Annotated in this window: 21 protein-coding genes; 14 read left to right on the top strand and 7 right to left on the bottom strand. The window is 42.1% G+C overall.

What is annotated here, in order from left to right; all coding sequences use genetic code 11:
* Positions 1-49: 49 nt before the first annotated feature.
* Together K0I73_RS18130 and K0I73_RS18125 are read right to left on the bottom strand one after the other, a co-directional pair.
* Entirely contained in the window at positions 50-205 is a 156-nt protein-coding gene (locus K0I73_RS18130; protein ID WP_220064469.1) for a hypothetical protein, read from the bottom strand.
* A gap of 126 nt (positions 206-331) precedes the next feature.
* Positions 332-1,948 carry an AbgT family transporter gene (locus tag K0I73_RS18125; RefSeq protein WP_220062411.1) on the bottom strand — a complete coding sequence of 539 codons (1,617 nt, stop codon included), beginning with the start codon at positions 1,946-1,948 and terminating at the stop codon, positions 332-334.
* Between the two features lie 870 nt (positions 1,949-2,818).
* Here K0I73_RS18125 and K0I73_RS18120 point away from each other — a divergent pair.
* From K0I73_RS18120 to K0I73_RS18105, 4 genes are read left to right on the top strand one after another with little or no spacing between them, the layout of a single operon-like run.
* Entirely contained in the window at positions 2,819-3,385 is a 567-nt protein-coding gene (locus K0I73_RS18120) for a LemA family protein (protein WP_220062410.1), read from the top strand.
* Positions 3,386-3,408: 23 nt separating this feature from the next.
* On the top strand, positions 3,409-4,419 hold the full coding sequence (locus K0I73_RS18115; protein WP_220062409.1) for a DUF3137 domain-containing protein: 1,011 nt from the start codon (positions 3,409-3,411) through the stop codon (positions 4,417-4,419).
* Positions 4,419-5,156, top strand: coding sequence for a lytic transglycosylase domain-containing protein (locus K0I73_RS18110; protein WP_220062408.1), 738 nt, complete (start codon positions 4,419-4,421; stop codon positions 5,154-5,156). Before K0I73_RS18115 ends, K0I73_RS18110 begins: the two co-directional genes overlap by 1 nt.
* Positions 5,157-5,162: 6 nt before the next feature.
* The gene (locus tag K0I73_RS18105) at positions 5,163-5,525 is read left to right on the top strand and encodes a nuclear transport factor 2 family protein (RefSeq protein ID WP_220062407.1); all 363 of its coding nucleotides are present in this window, start codon (positions 5,163-5,165) and stop codon (positions 5,523-5,525) included.
* A 4-nt stretch (positions 5,526-5,529) separates the two neighbouring features.
* Here K0I73_RS18105 and K0I73_RS18100 read toward each other — a convergent pair whose 3' ends face one another.
* Positions 5,530-6,369 (bottom strand): 23S rRNA (adenine(2030)-N(6))-methyltransferase RlmJ, encoded by an 840-nt coding sequence (locus K0I73_RS18100; RefSeq protein ID WP_220062406.1) that lies wholly within the window; start codon positions 6,367-6,369, stop codon positions 5,530-5,532.
* Positions 6,370-6,480: 111 nt separating this feature from the next.
* Between K0I73_RS18100 and K0I73_RS18095 the strand changes: the two genes are divergently transcribed.
* A complete protein-coding gene (locus K0I73_RS18095) occupies positions 6,481-7,314 on the top strand; it encodes a class I SAM-dependent methyltransferase (protein WP_220064453.1) in 834 nt (277 codons plus the stop codon).
* A 434-nt stretch (positions 7,315-7,748) separates the two neighbouring features.
* Here K0I73_RS18095 and K0I73_RS18090 read toward each other — a convergent pair whose 3' ends face one another.
* Entirely contained in the window at positions 7,749-8,552 is an 804-nt protein-coding gene (locus K0I73_RS18090) for a hypothetical protein (protein WP_220062405.1), read from the bottom strand.
* Positions 8,553-8,588: 36 nt separating this feature from the next.
* Positions 8,589-8,771 (bottom strand): hypothetical protein, encoded by a 183-nt coding sequence (locus tag K0I73_RS18085; protein ID WP_220062404.1) that lies wholly within the window; start codon positions 8,769-8,771, stop codon positions 8,589-8,591.
* 568 nt (positions 8,772-9,339) lie between these two features.
* On the opposite strand from K0I73_RS18085, the gene K0I73_RS18080 reads away from it, so the two are divergent.
* From K0I73_RS18080 to K0I73_RS18040, 9 genes are all read left to right on the top strand, one after another.
* Positions 9,340-9,921: a hypothetical protein gene (locus K0I73_RS18080; protein ID WP_220062403.1), complete on the top strand. Its 582-nt coding sequence runs from the start codon at positions 9,340-9,342 to the stop codon at positions 9,919-9,921.
* Between the two features lie 65 nt (positions 9,922-9,986).
* A complete protein-coding gene (locus K0I73_RS18075; protein WP_220062402.1) occupies positions 9,987-10,532 on the top strand; it encodes a hypothetical protein in 546 nt (181 codons plus the stop codon).
* Complete coding sequence (locus tag K0I73_RS18070) at positions 10,529-13,288, top strand: TcfC E-set like domain-containing protein (RefSeq protein WP_220062401.1); 2,760 nt, start codon at positions 10,529-10,531, stop codon at positions 13,286-13,288. The genes K0I73_RS18075 and K0I73_RS18070 overlap by 4 nt, the downstream gene beginning before the upstream one ends.
* 1 nt (position 13,289) lies before the next feature.
* Positions 13,290-14,003, top strand: a complete 714-nt coding sequence (locus K0I73_RS18065; protein ID WP_220062400.1) for a hypothetical protein — start codon at positions 13,290-13,292, stop codon at positions 14,001-14,003.
* A gap of 18 nt (positions 14,004-14,021) precedes the next feature.
* Positions 14,022-15,080 (top strand): hypothetical protein, encoded by a 1,059-nt coding sequence (locus K0I73_RS18060; RefSeq protein ID WP_220062399.1) that lies wholly within the window; start codon positions 14,022-14,024, stop codon positions 15,078-15,080.
* A 1-nt stretch (position 15,081) separates the two neighbouring features.
* Positions 15,082-15,897, top strand: a complete 816-nt coding sequence (locus K0I73_RS18055) for an outer membrane beta-barrel protein (RefSeq protein WP_220062398.1) — start codon at positions 15,082-15,084, stop codon at positions 15,895-15,897.
* Between the two features lie 92 nt (positions 15,898-15,989).
* On the top strand, positions 15,990-18,884 hold the full coding sequence (locus tag K0I73_RS18050; protein ID WP_220062397.1) for a hypothetical protein: 2,895 nt from the start codon (positions 15,990-15,992) through the stop codon (positions 18,882-18,884).
* A gap of 161 nt (positions 18,885-19,045) precedes the next feature.
* Positions 19,046-20,029: a helix-turn-helix domain-containing protein gene (locus K0I73_RS18045; protein ID WP_220062396.1), complete on the top strand. Its 984-nt coding sequence runs from the start codon at positions 19,046-19,048 to the stop codon at positions 20,027-20,029.
* Between the two features lie 303 nt (positions 20,030-20,332).
* The gene (locus K0I73_RS18040) at positions 20,333-20,653 is read left to right on the top strand and encodes an FAD-binding protein (RefSeq protein ID WP_286670426.1); all 321 of its coding nucleotides are present in this window, start codon (positions 20,333-20,335) and stop codon (positions 20,651-20,653) included.
* A 128-nt stretch (positions 20,654-20,781) separates the two neighbouring features.
* On the opposite strand, the gene K0I73_RS18035 is transcribed toward K0I73_RS18040, so the two are convergent.
* Positions 20,782-20,910, bottom strand: coding sequence for a DUF2474 domain-containing protein (locus K0I73_RS18035; RefSeq protein WP_220062395.1), 129 nt, complete (start codon positions 20,908-20,910; stop codon positions 20,782-20,784).
* A gap of 18 nt (positions 20,911-20,928) precedes the next feature.
* On the bottom strand, positions 20,929-21,936 hold the full coding sequence (gene cydB / locus K0I73_RS18030; protein WP_220062394.1) for a cytochrome d ubiquinol oxidase subunit II: 1,008 nt from the start codon (positions 21,934-21,936) through the stop codon (positions 20,929-20,931).
* Positions 21,937-21,944 lie beyond the last annotated feature (8 nt).

Here is a 21,944-nt window from a genome sequence, read left to right as displayed (position 1 = left end):
ATTATCGATCTGAAAAGGCCAGCCCTATGATAAGGGATTGGCCTTTTGTTTATGGCTGACAGCTACCTGATGGGGAGGTGCCCGTGCTATAGGTCAGCTCATCGCTGTGGCTGTAGATCTCCAAGATGTTGCCGAAGGGATCTTCCATGTAGATCAGCGATCTTTTGCGCATCAGGGTGTGATCTGTTGCCGTTTGTGAACCCATTTGTCTGTGCCGTCGTCGACAATTGATCCGGCCAAGGTGGGTGGAATCGGTGCGGGAAGTGATCACGGCCAGTCTGATCTAGAAGAATGAGCGGGGCCGATGGTTTCACCGACCTCGCAACTTGTATTACGGCGTGTAGTAGGTGGCTGCACCAGGCCCCACGGGGAATCCAAGAGCAAATACCCAGATGAAGAAGAAGCAAGTCCAGCCGATGAAGAACACAATCGAGTAAGGCAGCATGGTGGCAACTAATGTGCCGATCCCAAGGTTCTTTTTATATTGAGAAGCGACCGCCAGAATAAGACCAAAGTAGCTCATCATTGGTGTGATGAGATTGGTGACCGAATCACCTATTCGATAGGCCGCCTGAATCGTTTCAGGGGCATAACCGACTAACATCAGCATAGGGACAAAAATTGGCGCGGTAACGGCCCACTGTGCCGATGCACTACCGAGCATGAGGTTGATAAAGCCGCACATCATGATAAACAGCAGAAACACCAGTGGCCCAGTTAGACCAATGGCATTTAAAGTATCGGCTCCGGTTACGGCTAGTACCGCTCCAAGATTGGTCCATTTAAAAAAGGCGACAAATTGCGAGGCAAAAAAGACCAACACAATATACATCCCCATGGTGCTCATGCTGTGTGACATGGCATCGATCACGTCTTTATCACGTTTCATGGTGCCGACAACTTTACCGTAGACCAAACCGGGAATAGCGAAACAGATAAAGATAAAGGCCACTATTCCCTTAAGAAAAGGCGATCCAGCCACAAGACCAGTTTCTGGGTTGCGAAGTGGCCCATTCTCTGGGATCACAGTCAACGCCAAAAGTGCACCTAAGACCAAAATAGCGAGGCCAGCCGCTTTTAGACCTCGCTTCTCAATGGTGGTCACGCCATCCATTTTCTGAGCGCTAAGGTCAATGCTTGCTTCACTTAGATCGTATTTTCCCAGTTTAGGCTCGACAATTTTTTCGGTTACTAATGCCCCAAGTGCGGTAATCACGAAGGTTGAGGCAAACATAAAGTACCAGTTAACCTCAGGGCCAACTAAGTATTCAGGATCGATCATCTGCGCTGCGGCTTCGGTAATGCCCGACAATAATGGATCGACAGTGCCCAGCAGCAAATTGGCGCTGTAGCCGCCAGATACCCCTGCAAATGCCGCGGCAAGTCCAGCTAGAGGATGTCGCCCTAAAGAGTGGAAAATCAATGCCGCCATAGGAATTAACACCACATAACCCAGTTCAGCCGCGGTATTGGAGACGATACCCGCAAAAACAACAGTCAGAGTGACTAAACGCTCCGATGCGCCCATGACCAATGAACGCATTGCCGCCGACAATAGCCCTGAGCGTTCTGCTATGCCGACCCCAAGTAGTGCGACCAGTACCGTGCCGAGAGGTGTAAAACCTGTAAAGTTAGTGACCAGATTTGAGACTATCATCCGCAAACCTTCGCCATTCATCAGGCTCACCACATGGATTAATCCATCGGCACTTCTCCCTGGGGCTCCTACGGGGCGGGGATCGTTCACTGTGAGTTCAAAATAGCCAGCGATACCGCTGATGACGATAACGGCTAAACAAAACAAGGTAAATAGAGTGACTGGGTGGGGGAGTAGATTACCCAGGCGTTCGACGATATTTAAGAATCGTACAAATAGACCACTCTGCTTCGGTGGTGAGCTGGCATCATTGTTTGACGTCGCAAGGCTTTCTTGTTGGTTAAGGCTCATGGGTCTTCCTTCAATACGGGCCTCTTTGGACCTTATTTATAGTCATTACCGAGTATTTCCCAGTTAGCCTCGTATGATGAAGGAAGAGCTTTAACTGAAGCTTAATTTACTCAGTAGGGCTTCTTTTGAGTGATTTTTGAATAAAAAAAAGCCCAATTCAAAGATGAAAGGGCCTAAATAGGATGATGATTGAACCAATGACAAACGGGGGATGACAATGTCTGTTGTTTGGTTAATGAACAGAATACGCTATCGATACTGTACCTCTACTGAACAAGCATCAACCAGAGTTTGGGACTGGATATTGCAGTTCTAATTGGTATGAAACTGGTAAAAAAAAGCCTCCTATCTAGGGGAGATAGGAGGCAAAAGGGTATGGATTAACAAGCGTCGGTCACTTCAATAACATCACTATAAGCTAATCATGCTGTATATAAGCTGAACAGTTTCCTGCTGGGTGTTTTGTCTAGATTATTTATGATTATGTCACTTATTCGGCAGTGAGGTTGTTTTGCATCAATTTTGTTGGTTTTCTTTGTGGGTAAAGCTATTTTTTACTTAACTCTGTTGAGTTTACCTATCTTTTTTTTGCTGTATCTAGCTGTAATTTATGGTTTTAAAGATAAGTCGGTGAGTTTTGTTGGTGTTTTTGTGCATGGGTTGTAAATTTCAGGTTTAAGGTAAATAAAATGCTGTTTAGTTGGGTTTTAGGCGCGGATTTCCTCTTCGGTTATTTAAATGTGGTGAATAAGTCATCGCTATCATTCCTAGCCCAATAAGATAAATAGCTGGAAATATTTACTAAAATCAGAGAAGGTGAGCAGCTAAAGCGTCACAGGACAAATGAAAGCATTATAGAAGGAAATAACGATGCAAGGGTTACTATTAGGTTTAGGTATAGTGGTCATGATTGCTTACCTTTGGTATGTCAGCCTGATCAAGAAACGCAATGTGGGTCGAGAGGCATTATCAGGTATCGATGTTCAGTTAAAAAAGCGCGCCAACCTGATCCCCAATATTCTTAAAATTGCTAAAAAGTTTATGGAGCATGAGAAGTCACTTCTTACTGAGATCACCTCTCTTAGAGCTCAGGTTACCGCTGGCTATAATGTGAATGATCCTCAGGCCATTAAAGAGCATCTGGTCGCAGCCGAACACCTTAATCGTAAGATGGGTCAGTTGATGGTGAATGTTGAAAATTATCCCGAGCTTAAGTCTGACAATACCATGCTGCACGCTATGCAGACTTATAATGAGGTCGAGGAACATATCTCTGCTGCAAGGCGTTTCTATAATGCCGCAGTATCGGATCTCAATACCGCAGTTGAAATCTTCCCTGGTTCGATTATCGCGTCGATGGCAAAGGTTAAAGTGATGCCATTTTATGAGGCCGATGAAGCAGCGAGAGCGCCAGTTGATGCTGCCGATTTTCTGTAGAATCGGTTATCTGACGGCTACTCATGAACATCATCAGTTTTATTTTCGGTGCGCCAATCAAAGCCAAGCATCAGCCTCAGCGTTTAGTGGCATCATCTAATGAACTCGAGCAGTTTAAGGCTCACTATGCTGAACATATTGAGCCCTTAACTCGTAAGTTCGAAAATCATCGTGTCGCCAGCCTCAAAGCATTACGTCAGCGGATATATACTAGCCTCGTGATGTTATTGGGTTTAGCTTTTGTCGTGCTCTTGTATAGCACTGGGCATTATATTGATGTGCCATGGCTATTTTTACTATTGCCCGCTTTGCCGTTGGTATGGTGGTGTTTAAGGCCGATAAAACGCTATAAAAGCGATGTTAAGCAGCAAGTCTTTCCTCAAATTTTTAAGTACTTTGGCAGCGACTATATTTTTAGTCCAACTCATCATATGAGCCTGTCGGAACTTAAACGCTCTAAGTTATTACCTGGTTATGATGATGCCCATTTCGATGATTATGTTCAGGGGAGTCATAAAGGCATCGAAATCGTTATCAATGAGCTACAGCTCACCAAAGAAGTTCGCCGTGATAAACGTACCGAGACAGAAACGGTATTTAGAGGTGTTATGGTGCAGTTGAGTAGCCATAAGGCATTTAAAGGTCATACTGTCGTGGTTAAAAATCGCGGTGGCTTGATCAATTTTTTATCCAGCTCTTTTAAGGGGCTCAGTCGGGTAAAGCTTGAAGATCCCAGATTTGAGAAACAGTTTGATGTATTTGCGACCGATCAGATTGAGGCCAGATATCTGTTAACTGTCAGTTTTATGGAGCGCTTACAAGAATTAGCGGCGATGTTTTCGGGCAAAATCCAGTGTGCATTTTATGAGGATAAATTATTGATCATGCTGGCCAGTCGAGATAATCGCTTTGAATTAGGTTCTATTTTCCATGGTGCGACCTTTGAGTATGAATTTAGTCAAATAAACCGCGAAATGAAGCAGCTGTTTGCTATGATTGAAGTACTTAAACTCGATCAAGATATTGGATTGTAATGAAACTTTCGCGTCATCGTTTTGTGGTTGTTGCCTGTTGGCTGTGGTCGCTTCTATTTGCGCCATCGCTAACATGGGCGCAAGAGACGCAGATTAAGAAACCGCATTACAAGGCGACCTATTCCAATAGTAAGATACTGACAAATAGTGACGCCCCCGCCGAAACCCATGTTAAGGCGCAATTCCAGGACGATAAACTTAAGGTGTACCAATATACCCAAAGCAATGGGGTTGTGGTATTTGCCGATCATGCTCCAGGTAAAGATGATTTTAGAGTGCTGCTCTACGATTGTTATGCATGCAAGCCCAACTCAGATTTAGATTGGCAGAAAATGCCGCTGTTTAGCGCAGACTATGATGAGCTGATTAGTCTCGCCGCTAAGACGCACCAGCTTGATCCTGCTCTGATTCGGGCGGTTATACACGCCGAGTCGGCATTTAACGCAATGGCATTGTCTCGAAGTGGAGCCATGGGCTTGATGCAGTTAATGCCAGATACTGCCAAAGATATGGGGGTGAGTAATCCTTATCAGCCAGCGCAAAATATCGATGGTGGGGCGCGTTATTTAGCGCAAATGTTGGCAAGGTTCGATGGCAATATTGATCTCGCCTGCGCCGCCTATAATGCTGGCCCTACGACGGTAACCCAGTATAAAGGTATACCGCCGTACCCGGAGACTCAGGCCTATGTGAAACGGGTTAAGATTTTACTGAAACGCTATCAAAAAGTGGGGTAGTCACGGATGAGACAAACCATTATTGAGTTAGAGCTTGCACTATTAACCCCAGAGGTACGCACCAGCGTTTCGGCACTCCAACAGCTTGTTCATAATGAATTTATTGAGGTTGGTACTTCTGGCGTTAGCTTTGGTAAAGCGGAAGTGTTACTGCTCTTACCACAACAGAAAGCGCCGACATTTAATGTGTTTGATATTAATTATCGCTTATTGAGCCATGACTTAGCTCAATTAACCTATCGCGCTAGCTTTAAACCCGTCAACGAGCTGGATAAACGCTATTCATTGCGAACATCCTTGTGGAAGCTTGAGGGAGAGCGTTGGCAGGTGATCTATCACCAAGGCACCCCCTGCGAGGCATTTTTTTAGCGGCCTATTCGCTCACTTCCCATGTCACCTGAGTCGAGCCACCACCTTGGTTGAGCAGTGGGCCAAGATAATCTAATGTGGTTTGTGCAATCTCATCGAGCTGCCAAGGTGGGTTAATGACCCATAAGCCAGCCGCGGTCATGCCAAACTCATCACTGTCGGCTTTAATGGCTTGTTCGATGCGTAACTGACGACGAATGCCGCTTTGCTTTAATAGCTCAAACATTGACTCTGTTTGCGCACGATTAACCACTGGATACCAGATCATATATACCCCAGTGGAGAAGCGCTTATGGGCCTGAATAACCGCCTTGGCAACCTCTTGGTAATCGGTTTTCATCTCATAGCTTGGGTCGACCAATATGACGCCACGACGCTCTAGTGGCGGCACTGCAGCAATAAGCCCCTTTAAGCCGTCGCCTTTAATTACCTTAATCTTTTTATCGCCACCCAGTTGCTCGTCCAGCAACAGATGATCGGCGCCATGCAGTTCGTGCAGCACCATACGGTCGTTATCACGCAGGTTCATGTCGACAAAAGCGGGTGAGCCTGGGTATAACTCAAGCTCATCTGTGCTATTAAAATGCTTGACGTCTGCAATGTACTGACTCAAAGCTTCAGGCAGATCTGTTTTGTCCCACAGCTTGGCGACGCCCTCTAAATATTCCCCGGTCTTCTGGGCAAATTCATCTGACAAGGCGTAGCCGCCAGCACCAGCATGGGTGTCGATATACACCATCGGCTTATTTTTTTTGTGCATGAGTTGGATGGTTTGCAACAAGATTGTGTGTTTGAGCACATCGGCATAATTTCCGGCGTGATAGCCGTGGCGATAACTTAACATGGGGTGTCCAATGGTCGAGGGCAATTGCCTGAATACGGCGATTATAGGGGGTAAGTGCGACGAGGTAAAACCGCTGAGTGCAAAAGCCTCCCCGTGACACCAATAAATCAGATGTTCAGCACCGACTGCTTTTGGCATAATGGCGCAGTGATTTTATTCAATTGTGGTCAAGGTATTTTGCAAACAGCTATCTTTTTTAATTGTCAGTACCCAACATTGGTTGAGGTGAGTGAACGTTGGGGCCTTAAGTGGGATCAAGATGCCCTTTTCGAACTGCGCTTTGAACAAAATACCCTGAGTTTATATAAACGTGATGAACCTAAACTGGCCGGTATTAATGTCGACTTTATCGGTGGTGCCGTGGCCCATCGACGCAAGTTTGGTGGTGGCCGAGGCCAGTCAATTGCCAAAGCTGTTGGCCTTAAGCAAGCCGTTACGCCGACCGTTGTTGACGGCACCGCAGGTCTAGGACGCGATGCCTTTGTATTGGCAAGCTTAGGCTGCAAGGTGATCATGGTCGAACGTCACCCTGTGGTAGCCGCGCTATTAGAAGATGGTCTGCGCCGTGCCTATCTTGATGCCGAGATCGGTCAGTGGATGCAAGCGCGTATGAGTCTGTTTCATGGTTCAAGCCTTAATGCATTAGCCGATGCCGCCAACACCTCTGGTACCGAAATCGATGTGGTGTACCTAGATCCCATGTATCCCCACCGTGAAAAATCTGCACTAGTTAAAAAAGAGATGCGCGTATTCCAATCCTTGGTCGGTGCCGATCTCGACGCTGATGGGCTGCTCGCTCCCGCAATGGCCTTAGCCACCAAGCGTGTGGTCGTTAAGCGTCCCGATTACGCCGAAGATTTAGATGGTGTTAAACCCAGCACAGTTATTGCCACCAAGAAAAACCGCTTCGATGTCTATGTTAAAGCGGCAATGAAAAGCGAGTAGTGTCTAAGAAACTAGGGGCTTACCAACTGGTGTACTTGATCGGTGTTATTTCTTGCCAATCGTTATGTAGCGTTGTCAGTGATTCTTAAAATATCCGGATGTTGTAAAAGTACATGTCATAACTATGGCCTGAAAAAGGCTACTCTTGTTTGTCAGCTTATGGTTATATTTTATGTCAGGTTATGGTTACACCTTTGTGCTAAGTGATTGAAAGCTAGAAGCAGACTATGTCAGCTTATGCTTCTAGCGACAAAAATGTTCTGCTCAATTAAACTAGTTCATGATTGAGTTATCCATAAGACAAACACAAACTTGAAAAACATTTTTGGCTAAATCGATATCAATGACTTTAATATCCATGATGAAAACCTCCTGGACTATTTGTCAGCTACAAGCTTGGCATTATAATGCAAGCTTAGGTGCTGAGGTGTCCATCACATCACTACATAGTTTTTGCTATTTGTTGGTGCGTGTGCGAGATTAATCTGTAAATTTTTGGGTAAACATATTCCTTTACAGTAAGCAAAACCTTGCAAGCCCCAAACATTGTCTAAACTAACATTGTTGAGTTGCTCATTTACCTCAATCTTCTCTAAAATTATTTTCTTATCGGTGCCGTAATATTCAATAAACTCATTCATCCTGTTAACATCTGCTTCGCCAACAGGCATTTCCAATTTAATGTAATCATAAAAAAGTAAAAGTTCCGTGTCGTATGCACCTAGCTCATGCCCTATAAAATTATAATCATCACAGGCTAATTTAATATCACAAGATTTTAGGTAAGTTAAACCCTGGACGATACGGCAGCATCTTCCACAATAATTTCTTTCAGTTATTTCGACAACTAACTTAACACCAACAAGGTTAAGGCTTTCATTTAAAGTAACCACTCTCCTTAAAATTTTTACATCACACAGATTACTACGTTCAAGGTTAATAAAAATAACCTTCTTATTAGTAAATCGTGTAAATTGTGATGCACAGTCTATAGCGCCGTTAGCGGCTTCTCCTAGAACAATAATGTCATTCACTTCAGCATGCGAAGCCCCACGCTCTGATAGAAAGTTAAAATCCAGAAGGAGCTCTGCCCCTAGAATACTTCCTTGTTTATCCGCAATGTTATTAGTGTAGCTGACTTTCGTGCTGAAAATATTTTGGTATTTAAATCGCAACTCAACGGCTAGATTTCTCGTGGGCTCATAAAAACTCGACTTCAGAATGTAACAATTATTCATAAACAAACCTTTAGTATTTCTATCTAGCGAGTAATCTTATTGATTAGTTTGATGAGCATACTGCTGTAAAGCAGGGTGTTTATCTAAAGCCCCTTTGACGCTACCAAAGTGTGTCTCTATATTGACTTTACCAGCCTTGTTGATGGCTGACGCCTTGCAAGAGAATGCCATCCAAAACCATGTTTCTACTAACTTAAAGGGAATAGGCTCTAAAATCATTTGCGACCTTGCACATAAGTTAAATTTAAAAACATATTAAGCCCGGCTTCTCCTCTTGTCATTAGCATCCGTGCAGCGTTCTCTTGAGAGGTGCTAAGGCGTCATTGATTAACCACAAAAAATATAAAAATATAATTGGTCTGCCTCTCCTATTCTTTGTTTGAAATTAGTGATTTATAAAATAGGAAAAACCTTACGCCACGATCTTTGATGACAAATAGGAATTAAATCCATCTCCATTTAGCCCTGGGTAGAGGTTTTTTTGTTGTCAGTATGGTTGTTAGTGTCGGTGTGACTTAAATAAATATGCAGTCGAATTTGTTGGTGTATTGATGTTTATTTATTGTTGCAGTGCTTTTAATTTATTTGCTTTTTACTCTAATTTGTATCTTTAGATTAATTTTTATCTCCAGCGTGAAGTTAGCGCTGTTGATTTAAATTTTTTTGATCTGCTAATTGCTGGTTGTAGAAAATAGATAGAATACCGAGTTGTTGCTATAGACGTGGGAATATATTGCAGATTCTTTAACGTTTTATTGTTTCGAATAATAATCAAGAGGTAAAGAGAATGAAATTAAACAAACTATTTTTTGCGTGCGCAATAGCATTGGTGGCTCAAGGCGTAAATGCGGCAGCAGGAGATACTGCAACTGCAACTGCTAACTGGCAGGGAGTTGTCCCTGGTGTTATCCAATCTGGCAGCTTTGTGATTACGGGTGAGGATGGTGCGTTGGTAACGCCTATCGGTCAGCTAATGCGTGCACAAGACGGCGCAATCGTAGCTCCAAACATTCAACTTGAAGCGCGTGATAACACGGGGACTGCGGCTGCTCCAGTCGTTGGGGAACTGGTTTCTACTACTGAACGTGATGACGGTCAAGGTGGTACAGAAGCACGTTCTATCGAGTGGACCATTGCTGATGTTGCTTTCTATGCAAACGGTACGCCTGTTACAGGTATCGAGTGGTCAGTACAGAATGATGGTACTCAACTAGCAACAGTTTCTTCAACTGGTGTTACTCAAATTGCTGCTCATACTGGCGATATCCTGCTTCTAAATGCAGTTTCTACTTCTGACACAAGTGCGATTGATGCATACACGGGTCAAGATGCTGCACTATCAGTAACGGTAGTGGCTTCAGAGCTTTAATTTAGAAGTCGAGTTGGGGCAGTGCTATCTAGGTTGCCCCTAATCACTGAGCTAGGAAGTATCACGTGAGAGTTATTGTCTGTAGCATTGCATTGCTGTTGGGTTTGATAGTTCCAAGTACCGCAGCTGATTACAAAAGTCATACGTTTCAGGTGTCGACCAATATAGACCGTTCAGATATGTTGGCGGATACGGTCAGTTTAAAACTCGATCCTAGTTCCATCACGTTGGCTTATGACCCAGCTATCAGCTCATTTGCAAATAAGCCAGTCAAACTCACGGTTGAATCTGCTGTCTATACATTCGATTCAGAACTAGAAGTAATAGGCTACCAGTTATTCCTGATAAATAACGTCTCGAGTTGCTACTCATCACTACGGCCAGAGACCGAAAATAAGCTGGATGGCTATGAGAGTATCGCCAACGTTCATATCGATAACAAAGTGGAGCCAATGATGATTGGTGAAGCGAATACTTACTCAGACACACAATTTGATTCAGCAAATAGCGTACTTACCCATGATCTGATGCTTAAGTTCAAGGCCATAGGTGACGAGGACGTTAGGAGTTGTAATGGCTCGTTTGTGGTGGGCTTTAGGTATGATTTATGAAAGGTGTATGCAACTTATTAATCTGGATCTCTTTGAGCATCTCGTCTAGCGCTTTTTCAATGGGAGTGAATGTTCCCGAAGGTTTTGAAGATTTCTTTGCATACCAAAAACAAAAGCTACAGCTAAAGCAGTTAAATGGCGACTATCGTGATGTGGTTCTGCTGGTTGCCTACGATAGGGTAAAGCTAAGCGACGATTCTAGCGAAAGTGCAAAACTAAACGGCATATTATTAGGCAATAATCTGAAGCCTCAGTACGCCGCAAAAATTCTAGCCGATTTAAAAGGTGGCGTCACGGTTAGAAATAATGAGTGCAAAGAGAGGGAACTGTCCAAATGTGTGTTGGTTCCAGCCAGCGAAGATTATGCGCTGGTTTTGGACTACGACAATAAACGACTATTGCTTTTTGTTAGCGCTAACTTAGTCAATCAAGTCGAATCTAAAGTCGATGGGAAATACCAACAAACCAAAAAAGATAACCCAGCTATTATTAACCATTTTTCTATTGATTTAGATAAATATGATAGTTCTGACTTCAACTACAGCATCAACGATGAGTTGATGGTTGGGTTGAGCTACGGTTACATCCATAGTGAGGTGCAGTACCAGAGCTATAGCGATGATTTCGACGTGTACAAGCTTGCGTACCATCTCGATTTTGACCAATACAGCTTACGAGTCGGGCAGTTTATTGGGCATGAGTCGATGAACAGTACAGGTTTCTTACGTGAAGGTTCAACACTGAATGGTGTAACCGAGCGAACCATAAATTTCGGTTCATCAGACAATCTGTTATTGGGTAAGAAGAACGAAAACAAACAACTCTATTTCTTTTCCCCATCGGTTGGCCGTTTGATCGTCAAAGATGCCGATAATGGTCGAATACTATTGAACCGAAACTCGGCCCCTGGTCAGCAGTTTATTTCTTACTCTGAGCTGCCATACGGTATTTACGATGTCATTTTAGAAATTCGTAATAACGATAGCGTACTGTTAAGTGAAGCGCATACTGTCTATAACAAACGTTCTGACAATTTGGCGCTGAACGATTATGACTTTCTGTTTTCTGTCGGACAGCTTGAAAGCAAAAATATCATCGATAAAGAGCAAGAAGACGAGTTGATGTTTGCGCGTGGACTGACAAGTTTAAAGATACACAATTCAACCCTTTTAGGGCTAGGTGTTACTGGCAGTGACTTAGGAGTAATTACGACGGCGGGCTTAGCATTCGATCTACCTTGGGACCTGTCTCTTGAGTCAACGTATAACTATGCCAACAGTGGCGAAACCTATTTTAATACTACGTTGGATTTGGGCTTATTAACCACCTCTTTCCAAGAATATAAAGGAGGTAGTGATAGTAACTTGGCGTCAACGCTGTACGGTTATGGTAATTTTAAACGTGCCTATATAGGTAGCTCATTTAAGTTGTTTAACTTGGGTCAAGCGAGGTTAAGCGGTGCGTATAATTTTAACCAAAGTGATGTAACGTCGATTAACTATGAAAACTATAACTTCTCATTCGGCTTGGGACGTCGGATTAATAACTATGTCCGCATTGACTTCAATCTGGGTTACACAACCAATTCTTTGGACGACGGCTTTGAGCTAGATAAATTTGATGGAACTTTGTCGGTGACGATCAATTTGAGCCCACAAGATTCTATTTCTCATCGCTCAACGGTTCATGGCTATAACCGACAGGTATCATCGATCAGAAATACCTTGTCTGCGTCGTCCATCATCGACGGAGAAAACTACAGTGATTACGGCGAAGTAAGTCATGTTTATAACAATGTTTCTGACTCCTCGACCAGAGTAGATGCTTCTTACTCGGGCAATTATCGCAACGACTACTTGCGTGCTAACGGGCTCGTAACGGCTGATACACAAGGCAAGAGAGGGGCTTCGCTAGGCTTTGATTCATCACAGATCTTTGCCAACGGTAAAGGTTATGTGACTGCAAATAAAAGCAGTAGTTATGGCATTGTTGACCTGCAGCGCAATGGTGCTCGACAGCACTTAGATGACGACAACAAGCTTAAAGCGTACTTAACCGTTAACGACGGCCAATTGAAGAAAGTATCGATGTATAACTATCAGACTGTTATCCCAATGGATGACTATCGACAGTACGCGATTGAGCTGAATACCGATGTCGGTGATCTTCAAAACAGTGGTCGCGATTACACTTCGGGTTATTCGTATCCATCGGGTGTAATTCAGTTAACTACCAGTGTGGGCATCACCAAAAAAGTTATCTCAGGTTTTAAAGATATTTTTGATACACCGATTACAAACCTAACGTGTGACGGTGCGGGCTGTTTGAATATTTATGAGCTTTACGAAGGAGTTTTCGATATTACGGTATTTGATGAACAGCCTTTTACATTAAAAGCTGATGATTTGGTGTGTGAGTTGGAAATTTATCAAAATAAAACCAACTACGGAACTAACTATTGTTTCCCAGAATTAAGATTAGGCGAGTCAATTGTTATATCTGGTTATCCTGATAACGATAATATAGTCAGATATTTAGGTGAGTATCACAAAGATTCCAACATATTCGATTTCATATCAAGAATTGAAAGCAATGACATGAAAGTTTACATGCTAGATAAGCGTGAGAGAGTTGCTGTCTATGTTTCTTATGAAGATGAACTCCTTCTCTCAAATAAACAGTTAGAAGAGATGGATATGTTGCTTAAGTTTTCGAGAACAAATACTCCAATCAATATTGGTGAGGTAAGAAAGTAATATGAAAATAAGATTATTAGTTGGAGTGTTTTCCTGTCTTTTTTCGACATTATCCAGCGCTGTGTACCTCGACAAAATGATGCAGGTTTCGGATGAAAACGGCAACGCGTCATTCATTGTTACTAATGATAAAGAGATGGTTTATTTCGTTGAAACGAAAATCAATGAAATTGCGACCACGGAAGATGGTGGATTAGTGCGTAAACCATATACGCGCGAAAACTTGGCGGAATGGACGGTTGCGGTAAGTAATCCCAGATTCATTATCGAACCAGGTCGAACAAAAAGTCTTGGTATTCGAGCGATCTGTGGTGACAGCTGTTCATGGGATGAAGATCGCACTTATGAAATCGTTTTTGTGCCAAAGCCGTATGCTAACGACACAGGGTCAGCTGAACAATCAGTGAATATTTTCGTCGGATACGCTCCGGTATTAATTGTTCCCGCTAAAGAGCCAAAGGTTGACTACGATATTGATGTCGCGGGTAAAAGCCTTTTTATCCATAACAAAGGCAACACTATGCTTCGAGTGTTAATTGATAACTGCCAAGGTGTGAAAGAAAGCTCTTGTCGTGTTTTCTACACCTTGATCAAAGGTAGAAAAAAGAGCTTTGATTTACCGAAAAGCTTAGTAAATAAAGACCTCAATGTCACGGTAATAAACCATGACGAAAGTTATCGAAAGAAAATCGTCGTTCCTGCGAAAGGGCGTTAACGGGTGTATGGGTAGTTTATGAGATATTTAATTCTATTTGTTCTCTCCTTGACATTCAGCACGTCAAGTTATGCTTTGACTGTGAACATATCAGTCAAAGGGCAAAATGTTCGATATGAAAATTCACGCGATTGGGGGCGAGGATATTACGTTGCGACTACATCTGAAATATTCTCCAGTTTAGAACCCACAAAAAAGTGGATACCAGCGATGCAACGAGTAAATAAAAACGTGACATTAATTGGTCCATCTTCAGAACAAGCAACCGTGCAGGTATTAGTTCAGGGTTTAGAGTATGACTGGGGTAGTCTAAGCAATTCAACTGCAGTTAACGATAAATTGGGTCTGGAATCAGGTTATTGCAGCAACTCTACGACCTCAAGTATGACGACAATTCTGAATAATTCGATGTCATCTTGTATTAGCTCTGCCGCTATTATCACTAAATCGGGGGCAGAGAACATTCCCTTTTATTTTGTTAGGCCGATATTTGAAATAAAAGAATTGTTGACAGCGCTAAAAGGAAAGCCTGAAGGGGTTTATGTAGGCAACTTAACAGTTCCGGTTCGTTACTATTTCTACAACAGCATGTCGATTTTAACTTATCGAAACCTGTCGTTTAATTTAACTTTTCAAGTGAACTATATTCCAGAGATGTTTACTTCCTTGGTTGTTACTCCAGAAAACGGCGGTGTAATGCCTCCTCAATATGGCTCTGGGACAGTGAAAGGTGAAACTCGATTTAATATCGAGACGGTTGGCTACTTCAATACTGGAATAAAAATGAAGTTTGATACTTCAAAAGATTACTCCTTAACTCATGCCTCGCAAACAGATAAAAAAATCCCGTATTACGTTCACTGTGATACCTGCGATGACAAAGTCATTGTCGACGAGAAAGGCAAGATGACTACGTCTGTATTGAATAGTGCTGGCGTGGTATTGGCGCCAGTTGGAAGTGATAAAACAAGAATTAACTACAACTTAACAGTCGGTTACAGCGATAAAACAGTCAATGAAGTCGTCACAGGAGGTTACTCTGGTTCATTTGTAGTGGTATTTGGATTGGACTTTTAATATGTTAAAAAAAATAATTGTATTAGCGTCTGTTATCTATTCTATTGCGGGTTATGCAACGGAATATAATGAATTGTTTTACATTACGCCGAGATTAGACTTTGTGAATCAACTGAATTCAGAAGATCGCTCTGATTTCGGTTTAGGTTACGTCCTAGATATTGGTGTTCCGGTTTATAAATTTGTCTCGATTGAAAATACCATTAGATACATCGATTGGAACTCAGAACAGTTGGAAAACAACTTCCTCCAATATGGAGCTTTGCTAAAGTTGAACTTCCCTTTCACCGATAAAACCAGTTTTTCATTGTCAGGCGGCTTCTTAGCGGATCTTGATGTAGGGAATGAGACAAGAGACAAGGAAGTGAATCCTTACATTAAATTGGATGTGGATTACAATATCAATAATAACTGGACGATTGTTCTAGGCTTTAATCAGTCTTTTAGTTCGGATTATTTAGATCAATACGCTGTCAGTTTGGGTGTGAAATATAGGTTTTATAAAGAGAAGCTAACTGTTGCCTCCCGGCCTGTCTGTGACTGTATTTTCACTGAGGATAAAATGGTTCAACCTGTACCGGGAGTGCACAAAGTGGTTGAATCTATTGTGGAAAATGTGCCGAAGGCAACATCTGTTATTAATCAAGAAGTGAAGCCTGTGCTTGATTATGTCCTTAAAGAAGGTGATTACATTTATCAGGTATGCCGCCAGTTTAATATGTCTTTAAATGAATTTGTAAACATGAATAGAGATTATTTCGCTGGTCGAGACCTAGATTACGTGTATCCGGGTGAAGTTGTAAAGGTAAGAAGTTAAAATAAATAATGAAAGCTCACAAGGCATATTTTTGTTATTTTTAACGAATATGTCTTCGTATTTATTCATTCTATGAATGTGTGAGAATTATAATGAAAAAATTATATTTAATATTAATAGCAGTGCCTTTTATATTATTGGGCTGCAGCGGAGAAGACTCGGGTGGTCCAACATCGAGTAATAATGGCAATGGCTCAGTAGAGCAAGAGCCAGTGGTTTATACCCAAGATGGTATTGTGCGTACCTATACCGAGCAAAAGTTCTCGGTAGATTTGAGTGAGAGAAACTCTATCTCAAATAAAGAAGAGCTGCTGATAGATGATATTACTAATATCACGGGTAGCAGTCAGTGTGACCCTGTTGCTGTATTGGGTATGACATTTGAACTAGAGGCTTTTGAAAACCCGACGATGTGTCAGTACCAATATTCACTGCGTAGCGTTGGATCTGAAACAACCTTTTCGAACCCAAGAATGGTCACAAGCGTACTGGTTGAAAGGCGTAGAACGATCATGCCAAATAGTCGTTCTAGCCTGCGTTCCTTGCCGTCGACAACATTGCCTCCTATTCAAGTCTCTATTTCTGTGCCTGGAAGCGTGGGAAATATCGATTTGAATGCTCAGCTAGCGAGTTTATACCCCGAAGATAGCGAAGGTAAAAACTACGTACTATCAAGTACGGTATTAGTGCTTGGCTCAGGTAGTGCGAAAGCGACAACTGATGACCTAAAAAAAAGCATTGTTGAATACACCAGTGATGCCAGTGACCGAGGCGGAATTACGCGTTTAATATATTCATTATCCGACGATTTTGACGGTGATGGAATTGGGGATTTTAAAGTTGGTGCAATTGATATCAGCGTAAGCTCATCAGGTAGCAATACTAACCCTGAAACCAAGTACTTCCAATGGACTAATAATGGTTCGGATATCAAAGTTGGTCAGAAATACACAATCGATGTGGCGAGTGATTTCAGCGCCGAGTGTACTTATGGACGTGAACCACAAGACACCAAAGGTAGCTGCATCTATGATGCAGATAGCGACTCTTTACAAATTGTCGGTGTTTATGCGTATGATGTCACCGTTTCACCCACAAGCCTGACTCAGCTGGATAATACTAAGTTCGATGTGACATTTACTCGTACTGGTTTGCACGATATTTCTTACCAAGTTAGCGACCACTATGGCGGATTTGCGACAGGTATAGTTCGTGTGTACGTAAAAGAAAACAGCGCACCAGTATTACAAAATAATCCATATATTTGGTACGCAAATGAACTCACAGGAATGTCAATTTCCGCATCAGCTCTTGCGACCGATATCGATGGAGACACAGTCTCGTTTAAATCAGTCACGCAACCGACATCTGGAAAAGTAACAGCGAAAATTTCAACGGACAAATCAAAAATACAAGTTGATGTACAAGTTGATTCCGAAGGAGCACATTTTTTTGATGCTGTATTGACTGATGGAGACAACGATGTCACTCAACATTGGGTAGTTATTGTTAATTCAAATACTCATTTGTCTTTGAAGAGTGAGCTTGAAAGAACATTTAACGTGACGGTTAACACGCCACTGACTATCGATATATCGTCATTGATTGAAGGGTATCGTCCTGGTGAACAGGCTTCAGTAGAAGTTAAAAGTATGTCAGGTGCGTTACTTGGAACGGTCAAAGTGTCTGATGAGAGTGTATACAAAGTTATTTATACACCTAATAGCAACGTCATAGGTGTAGATGACTTCATCTTTGAAGTTAAGACTAACTCGGGGGCAGAAATTGCTGGTAACGTGATTGTTCATGTAGGTAATCCACCCGCACTGGATATCACGGAAATTAATGCAACTGAGGGACAAAGTGATCTTATTACCGCATCGGTAACATGCGAATACTGTGATGTCAGCAAATATGAGTACGAATGGGTGATCAATGGTGAAACCGTCTCTAGAGAGAAGTCTTTTACCATTACTCCTGAACAACGTATTTACAACGTGACTCTGTTGGTTATTGGCTACGATGTATTTGGCCAGGTGACTTACGAGCTTGGCTCATTTGATTTCTTCAAAGTTGTTATCGGATCGTTCGAACAGCCGGCAAAAAGTTGTCAAGACATTTTCTTAACTTATAACTCTCCGTTTGCCCTGAAAGCTAACGATGGGGAATATTGGCTAAGAAGTGCCGACAATACCTACGCCTACAAAACCCAGTGCGACATGGTTTCACAACCAGAATCTGATTCGTCAAAGAAATCCGTAGGTGGATATACACTCGTATGGTCTTACTCAGAGAAAACGAACTTACAGCGTTTTGGTGGCAACACGAATGTGTTCTCGCAGCTTGGTAAGAATGTTGCGTTTAATGGCTATTTGTTTACTAACGGTCGAGGACTGGTGACATCAGAGAGTAGCACTGTCAACTATAACGACTTCCGCGTAACGAACGCTGAGATGAGCAATAAATACGGCTTGTCATATTCACGAGTATCTTACACCTCGGATACGTCAGTAGAGACGATTAACAAAGATCCAGATAACACCGTACAAAATTGGTATATGCAGACTACGCATCCAGTTACGTTTTATAAAGGTGACTATGTCTTTAATGGTGGTGGAGAACAATCTGGAGTTTATGGAATGCTCAATGGGAGCTACTTTGTTGGTACATACCAAAACACGCGCAGCGTAAATTTAAAAGATAGCGGCGGAAATAGTCTGGGCAATATGACAGCTTATGGTGGAGGGTATGGATTCCACTTCTCTGTAGATGAAGTGATTTATGGTCAATACTTGAACAACTTCTGGGGTTTTTGGGGTGAAAATGACCATCAGCTAGATTTGTTTGGTGTCTGCACTAGTCCTACCTTGATGTCCATAGGAGGAGTCTCGGCTTATGGCTGTAATGGTGATACTGCTGGAGCTAAATCGTTTCATCCTGCGGTGAATAATGGTGAAGGATATGTAGCACAGTGGTGGGCTCAGTAATTAATACCCGCTGTGGTTAATAAATTAAGAGCCCATCATCGATGGGCTCTTTTTGTTTGGGCTTTGTAAGAACAATCCTATTGTATTAATTGATAGAATTATAATGCAAAGGTATTGTGTGAAACTATAATAATAAGTATTAAGTACCAAGGAGTTTAACCGTGGCTCTAGAATTTAAAGATAGCCTGTCCCTCTGGATTGAAACCAAAGGGATATCAAGGAAAGAACTAATTGCCCTTCTTCAAAATAAATACTACGAAGAATTCAAGGGATTAGATGCAATTACATTGAGCCGATGGCTAAATGGAAAAAGCACACCTCCGTTATACAAGCAATTTTATATAGCTAAATGCTTGGGGATATGCTTGAAAGAGCATATTAGATCGTTGGATTTGTCCAAAATTAAATATCCCACGAAGTATGACGCTACTCTTTACAACTTGACCAAGGCGCTTGATTTTTCACTTTCAGTTCTTTCTTATCGTTACGTGCCTAAGTACGTTAAGTCAGAAATATCACGCGACAGTTATCAGGAACATGTTGAACGATTTGGCGAGTTTTATGGCAACGTCTCTCCACTAAAGAATTTTAAAAGTGCCTTGTATGAAATGAAAAGCAGCATTGATTACAATAGTATTGTACTTAAGAATGAAAACGATGAAATTCTCGGCCATTGGTCGGGTATTGTTGATATAGAAAAATTAAATGATATTCCTTCATTCATTAATATTCCACAAAATGAGGTGGATAGAAGTTGCTTGGTATCTTTAGGGTATTACGTTAACTCAGAACATTATTTTGAGTTGATTGTGCAAGCCATCTGTTTATATTTGATGGATTATTGTAAGGTTAAGGATTTTATCTATTTTTTTAATATTGATTGTAGGCCGATTATAGAGTTTTGTAAGTTTATCTTTAATGCGGAAGAAATGAAGTATTACCCACCTTTGGATGACAAGGACAAGATGGGGGTTTATCTACTTAAATTCAATATTATTAAATCGATTGCCAATCCCATTCTTTTAAATAAGATACAGAATAAATTAAACTGCCTTGAGATGTGTGACCCGAATGAGTGCAAAAAATGTAATTTAAAGGAAATTGAGCTTAGGGTGAGCAACACGCACAAAATTAGTATTGAATAGTGGAAACGGGTCGAATCCAAAGATTGATGTTTTGGCATTTTTCACTTATTGAGTTCATGAGTTGCTTAGCATCTGAATATCGTTCATAGGTTTCACTCATCACGTCATGTTCTGGTCAATGCCAGCCGGACACTTTTCTTAAAGAATTATCATACTCTACTGGTTACTGAGCATTATTAGCTGAGTGCAGCCTTTCCAGATTGTAATACTTCATATATTCAGCATCATCATTTTTCATGTGTTCACGAGTGGGCTGAGCAATTTTGGGTAACCAGTAAGTTTGGCATTGACGAGTAGGCTCTAATGGCTCAGGTAGGTCGTGTTAATCAGTTTGCCAAAGCGGGTGATGATAAGGAGTTTAATCACCGTGGTGGGTTAAAGACCATTATGAAGCCGCCATTCTATATGCTGGTTGCTAAGCCTTCCGTTCATCATACTATGGGTGGTTTGATGACAGATACCCATGCTCGCGTCTTGGATGTGCAAGGCAAGGTGATTGCAGGACTTTATGCTGCAGCAGAATTGACCAGTATAACTCATGGTTCAAATCGCCTAGGTGGTAACGCGATCACAGATATTAGCGTATTCGACCGTATTGCAGGCAAAGAGGCTGCTGCCCAATAACTCATAGTGCCGATTAAGATACAATGCCGATCACGAGTGTGATCGGCATTGTTATCACTATATATCGATACCCATAGTTAATGGCATCAGCTGCAACGCTTTATTATGCGTGCAGCGACAGTGGTGGTTTAAGATTTAAATCCTGCCGCGGTCATCAATAATTTAAACCCCATAGATATCATGCCTAACGAAAGCACACTGATAACCCAGATACTCAGAAGCCATAGCCATTGCTGGAGTGTTCTATTGAGTTTCATTTTAACCTCCGTAATGCTCTAGTGGTAAGCCTCGCCTTCTTTTACTTTTCCGGCGAAGACGTAATAACTCCAAAATGTGTAGGCAAGGATCACAGGAATGATGATCAGCGCGCCATACAGCATGAAACTGAGGCTCTCTTTGGGTGCCGCTGCTTGCCATATTGAGATGTTAGGGGGGATGATATTGGGCCACAGGCTGATCCCAAGTCCTGCAAAGCCAAGAAAAACAATCATTAATGCCATTAAAAAGGGTGATGTTTCTTTTTGCTTCTTGACTGAATCAAATGTTTTCCAGCATAAAGCGGCCGTTAACAATGGTACTGGAGCTAATAGAAACAGATTTGGCAGTGTAAACCAGCGTTCGGCAATGGATACGCTAGTTAGTGGTGTCCACACGCTCACTACAATGATCGCAATAATAAGTAAGCTGAGAATTTTTGGAACGAAAGTATATATGGTCTGTTGTAACTCACCTTCGGTTTTAGCGAGCAACCAAGTGCTACCCAGTAATGCGTATGCTGCTAACAGGCCAAAGCCACAAAATAGTGGGAATGGAGCGAGCCAATCTAACTGCCCACCTGCAAATACACGACCGTCAATGGTAAACCCCTGAACAACGGCACCAACGACGACACCCTGGCAATAAGTGGTAATAATTGAGCCGACCATAAAGGCGCGATCCCAAAATTTAAGATGGCTAGGCAGCGCCTTAAAGCGAAACTCAAAGGCCACTCCCCTAAAAATTAATGCGACTAGCATCAGTGTCAGCGGAATGGTTAATGCCTCAAGAATTATTGAGTAAGCGAGGGGGAAAGCACCAAATAATGCGGCGCCACCCAATACTATCCAGGTCTCATTCCCATCCCAAACGGGAGCAACACTGTTCACCATGACATCTTTTTGTGGGCCGCTTTTAACAAAAGGCATCACAATGCCAATACCCAAATCAAAACCATCCATGAAAATGTACATCAAGGTAGCAAAGATGATGATGCCAAACCAAACAATCGAAAGATCCAATTCCATAACAATTA

This window comes from Shewanella mesophila, assembly GCF_019457515.1.
In the GTDB taxonomy this organism is placed as follows: domain Bacteria; phylum Pseudomonadota; class Gammaproteobacteria; order Enterobacterales; family Shewanellaceae; genus Shewanella; species Shewanella mesophila.
The sequence above is the reverse complement of the archived record's forward strand: the minus strand, read 5'-3'. Positions and strand labels throughout refer to the sequence as shown.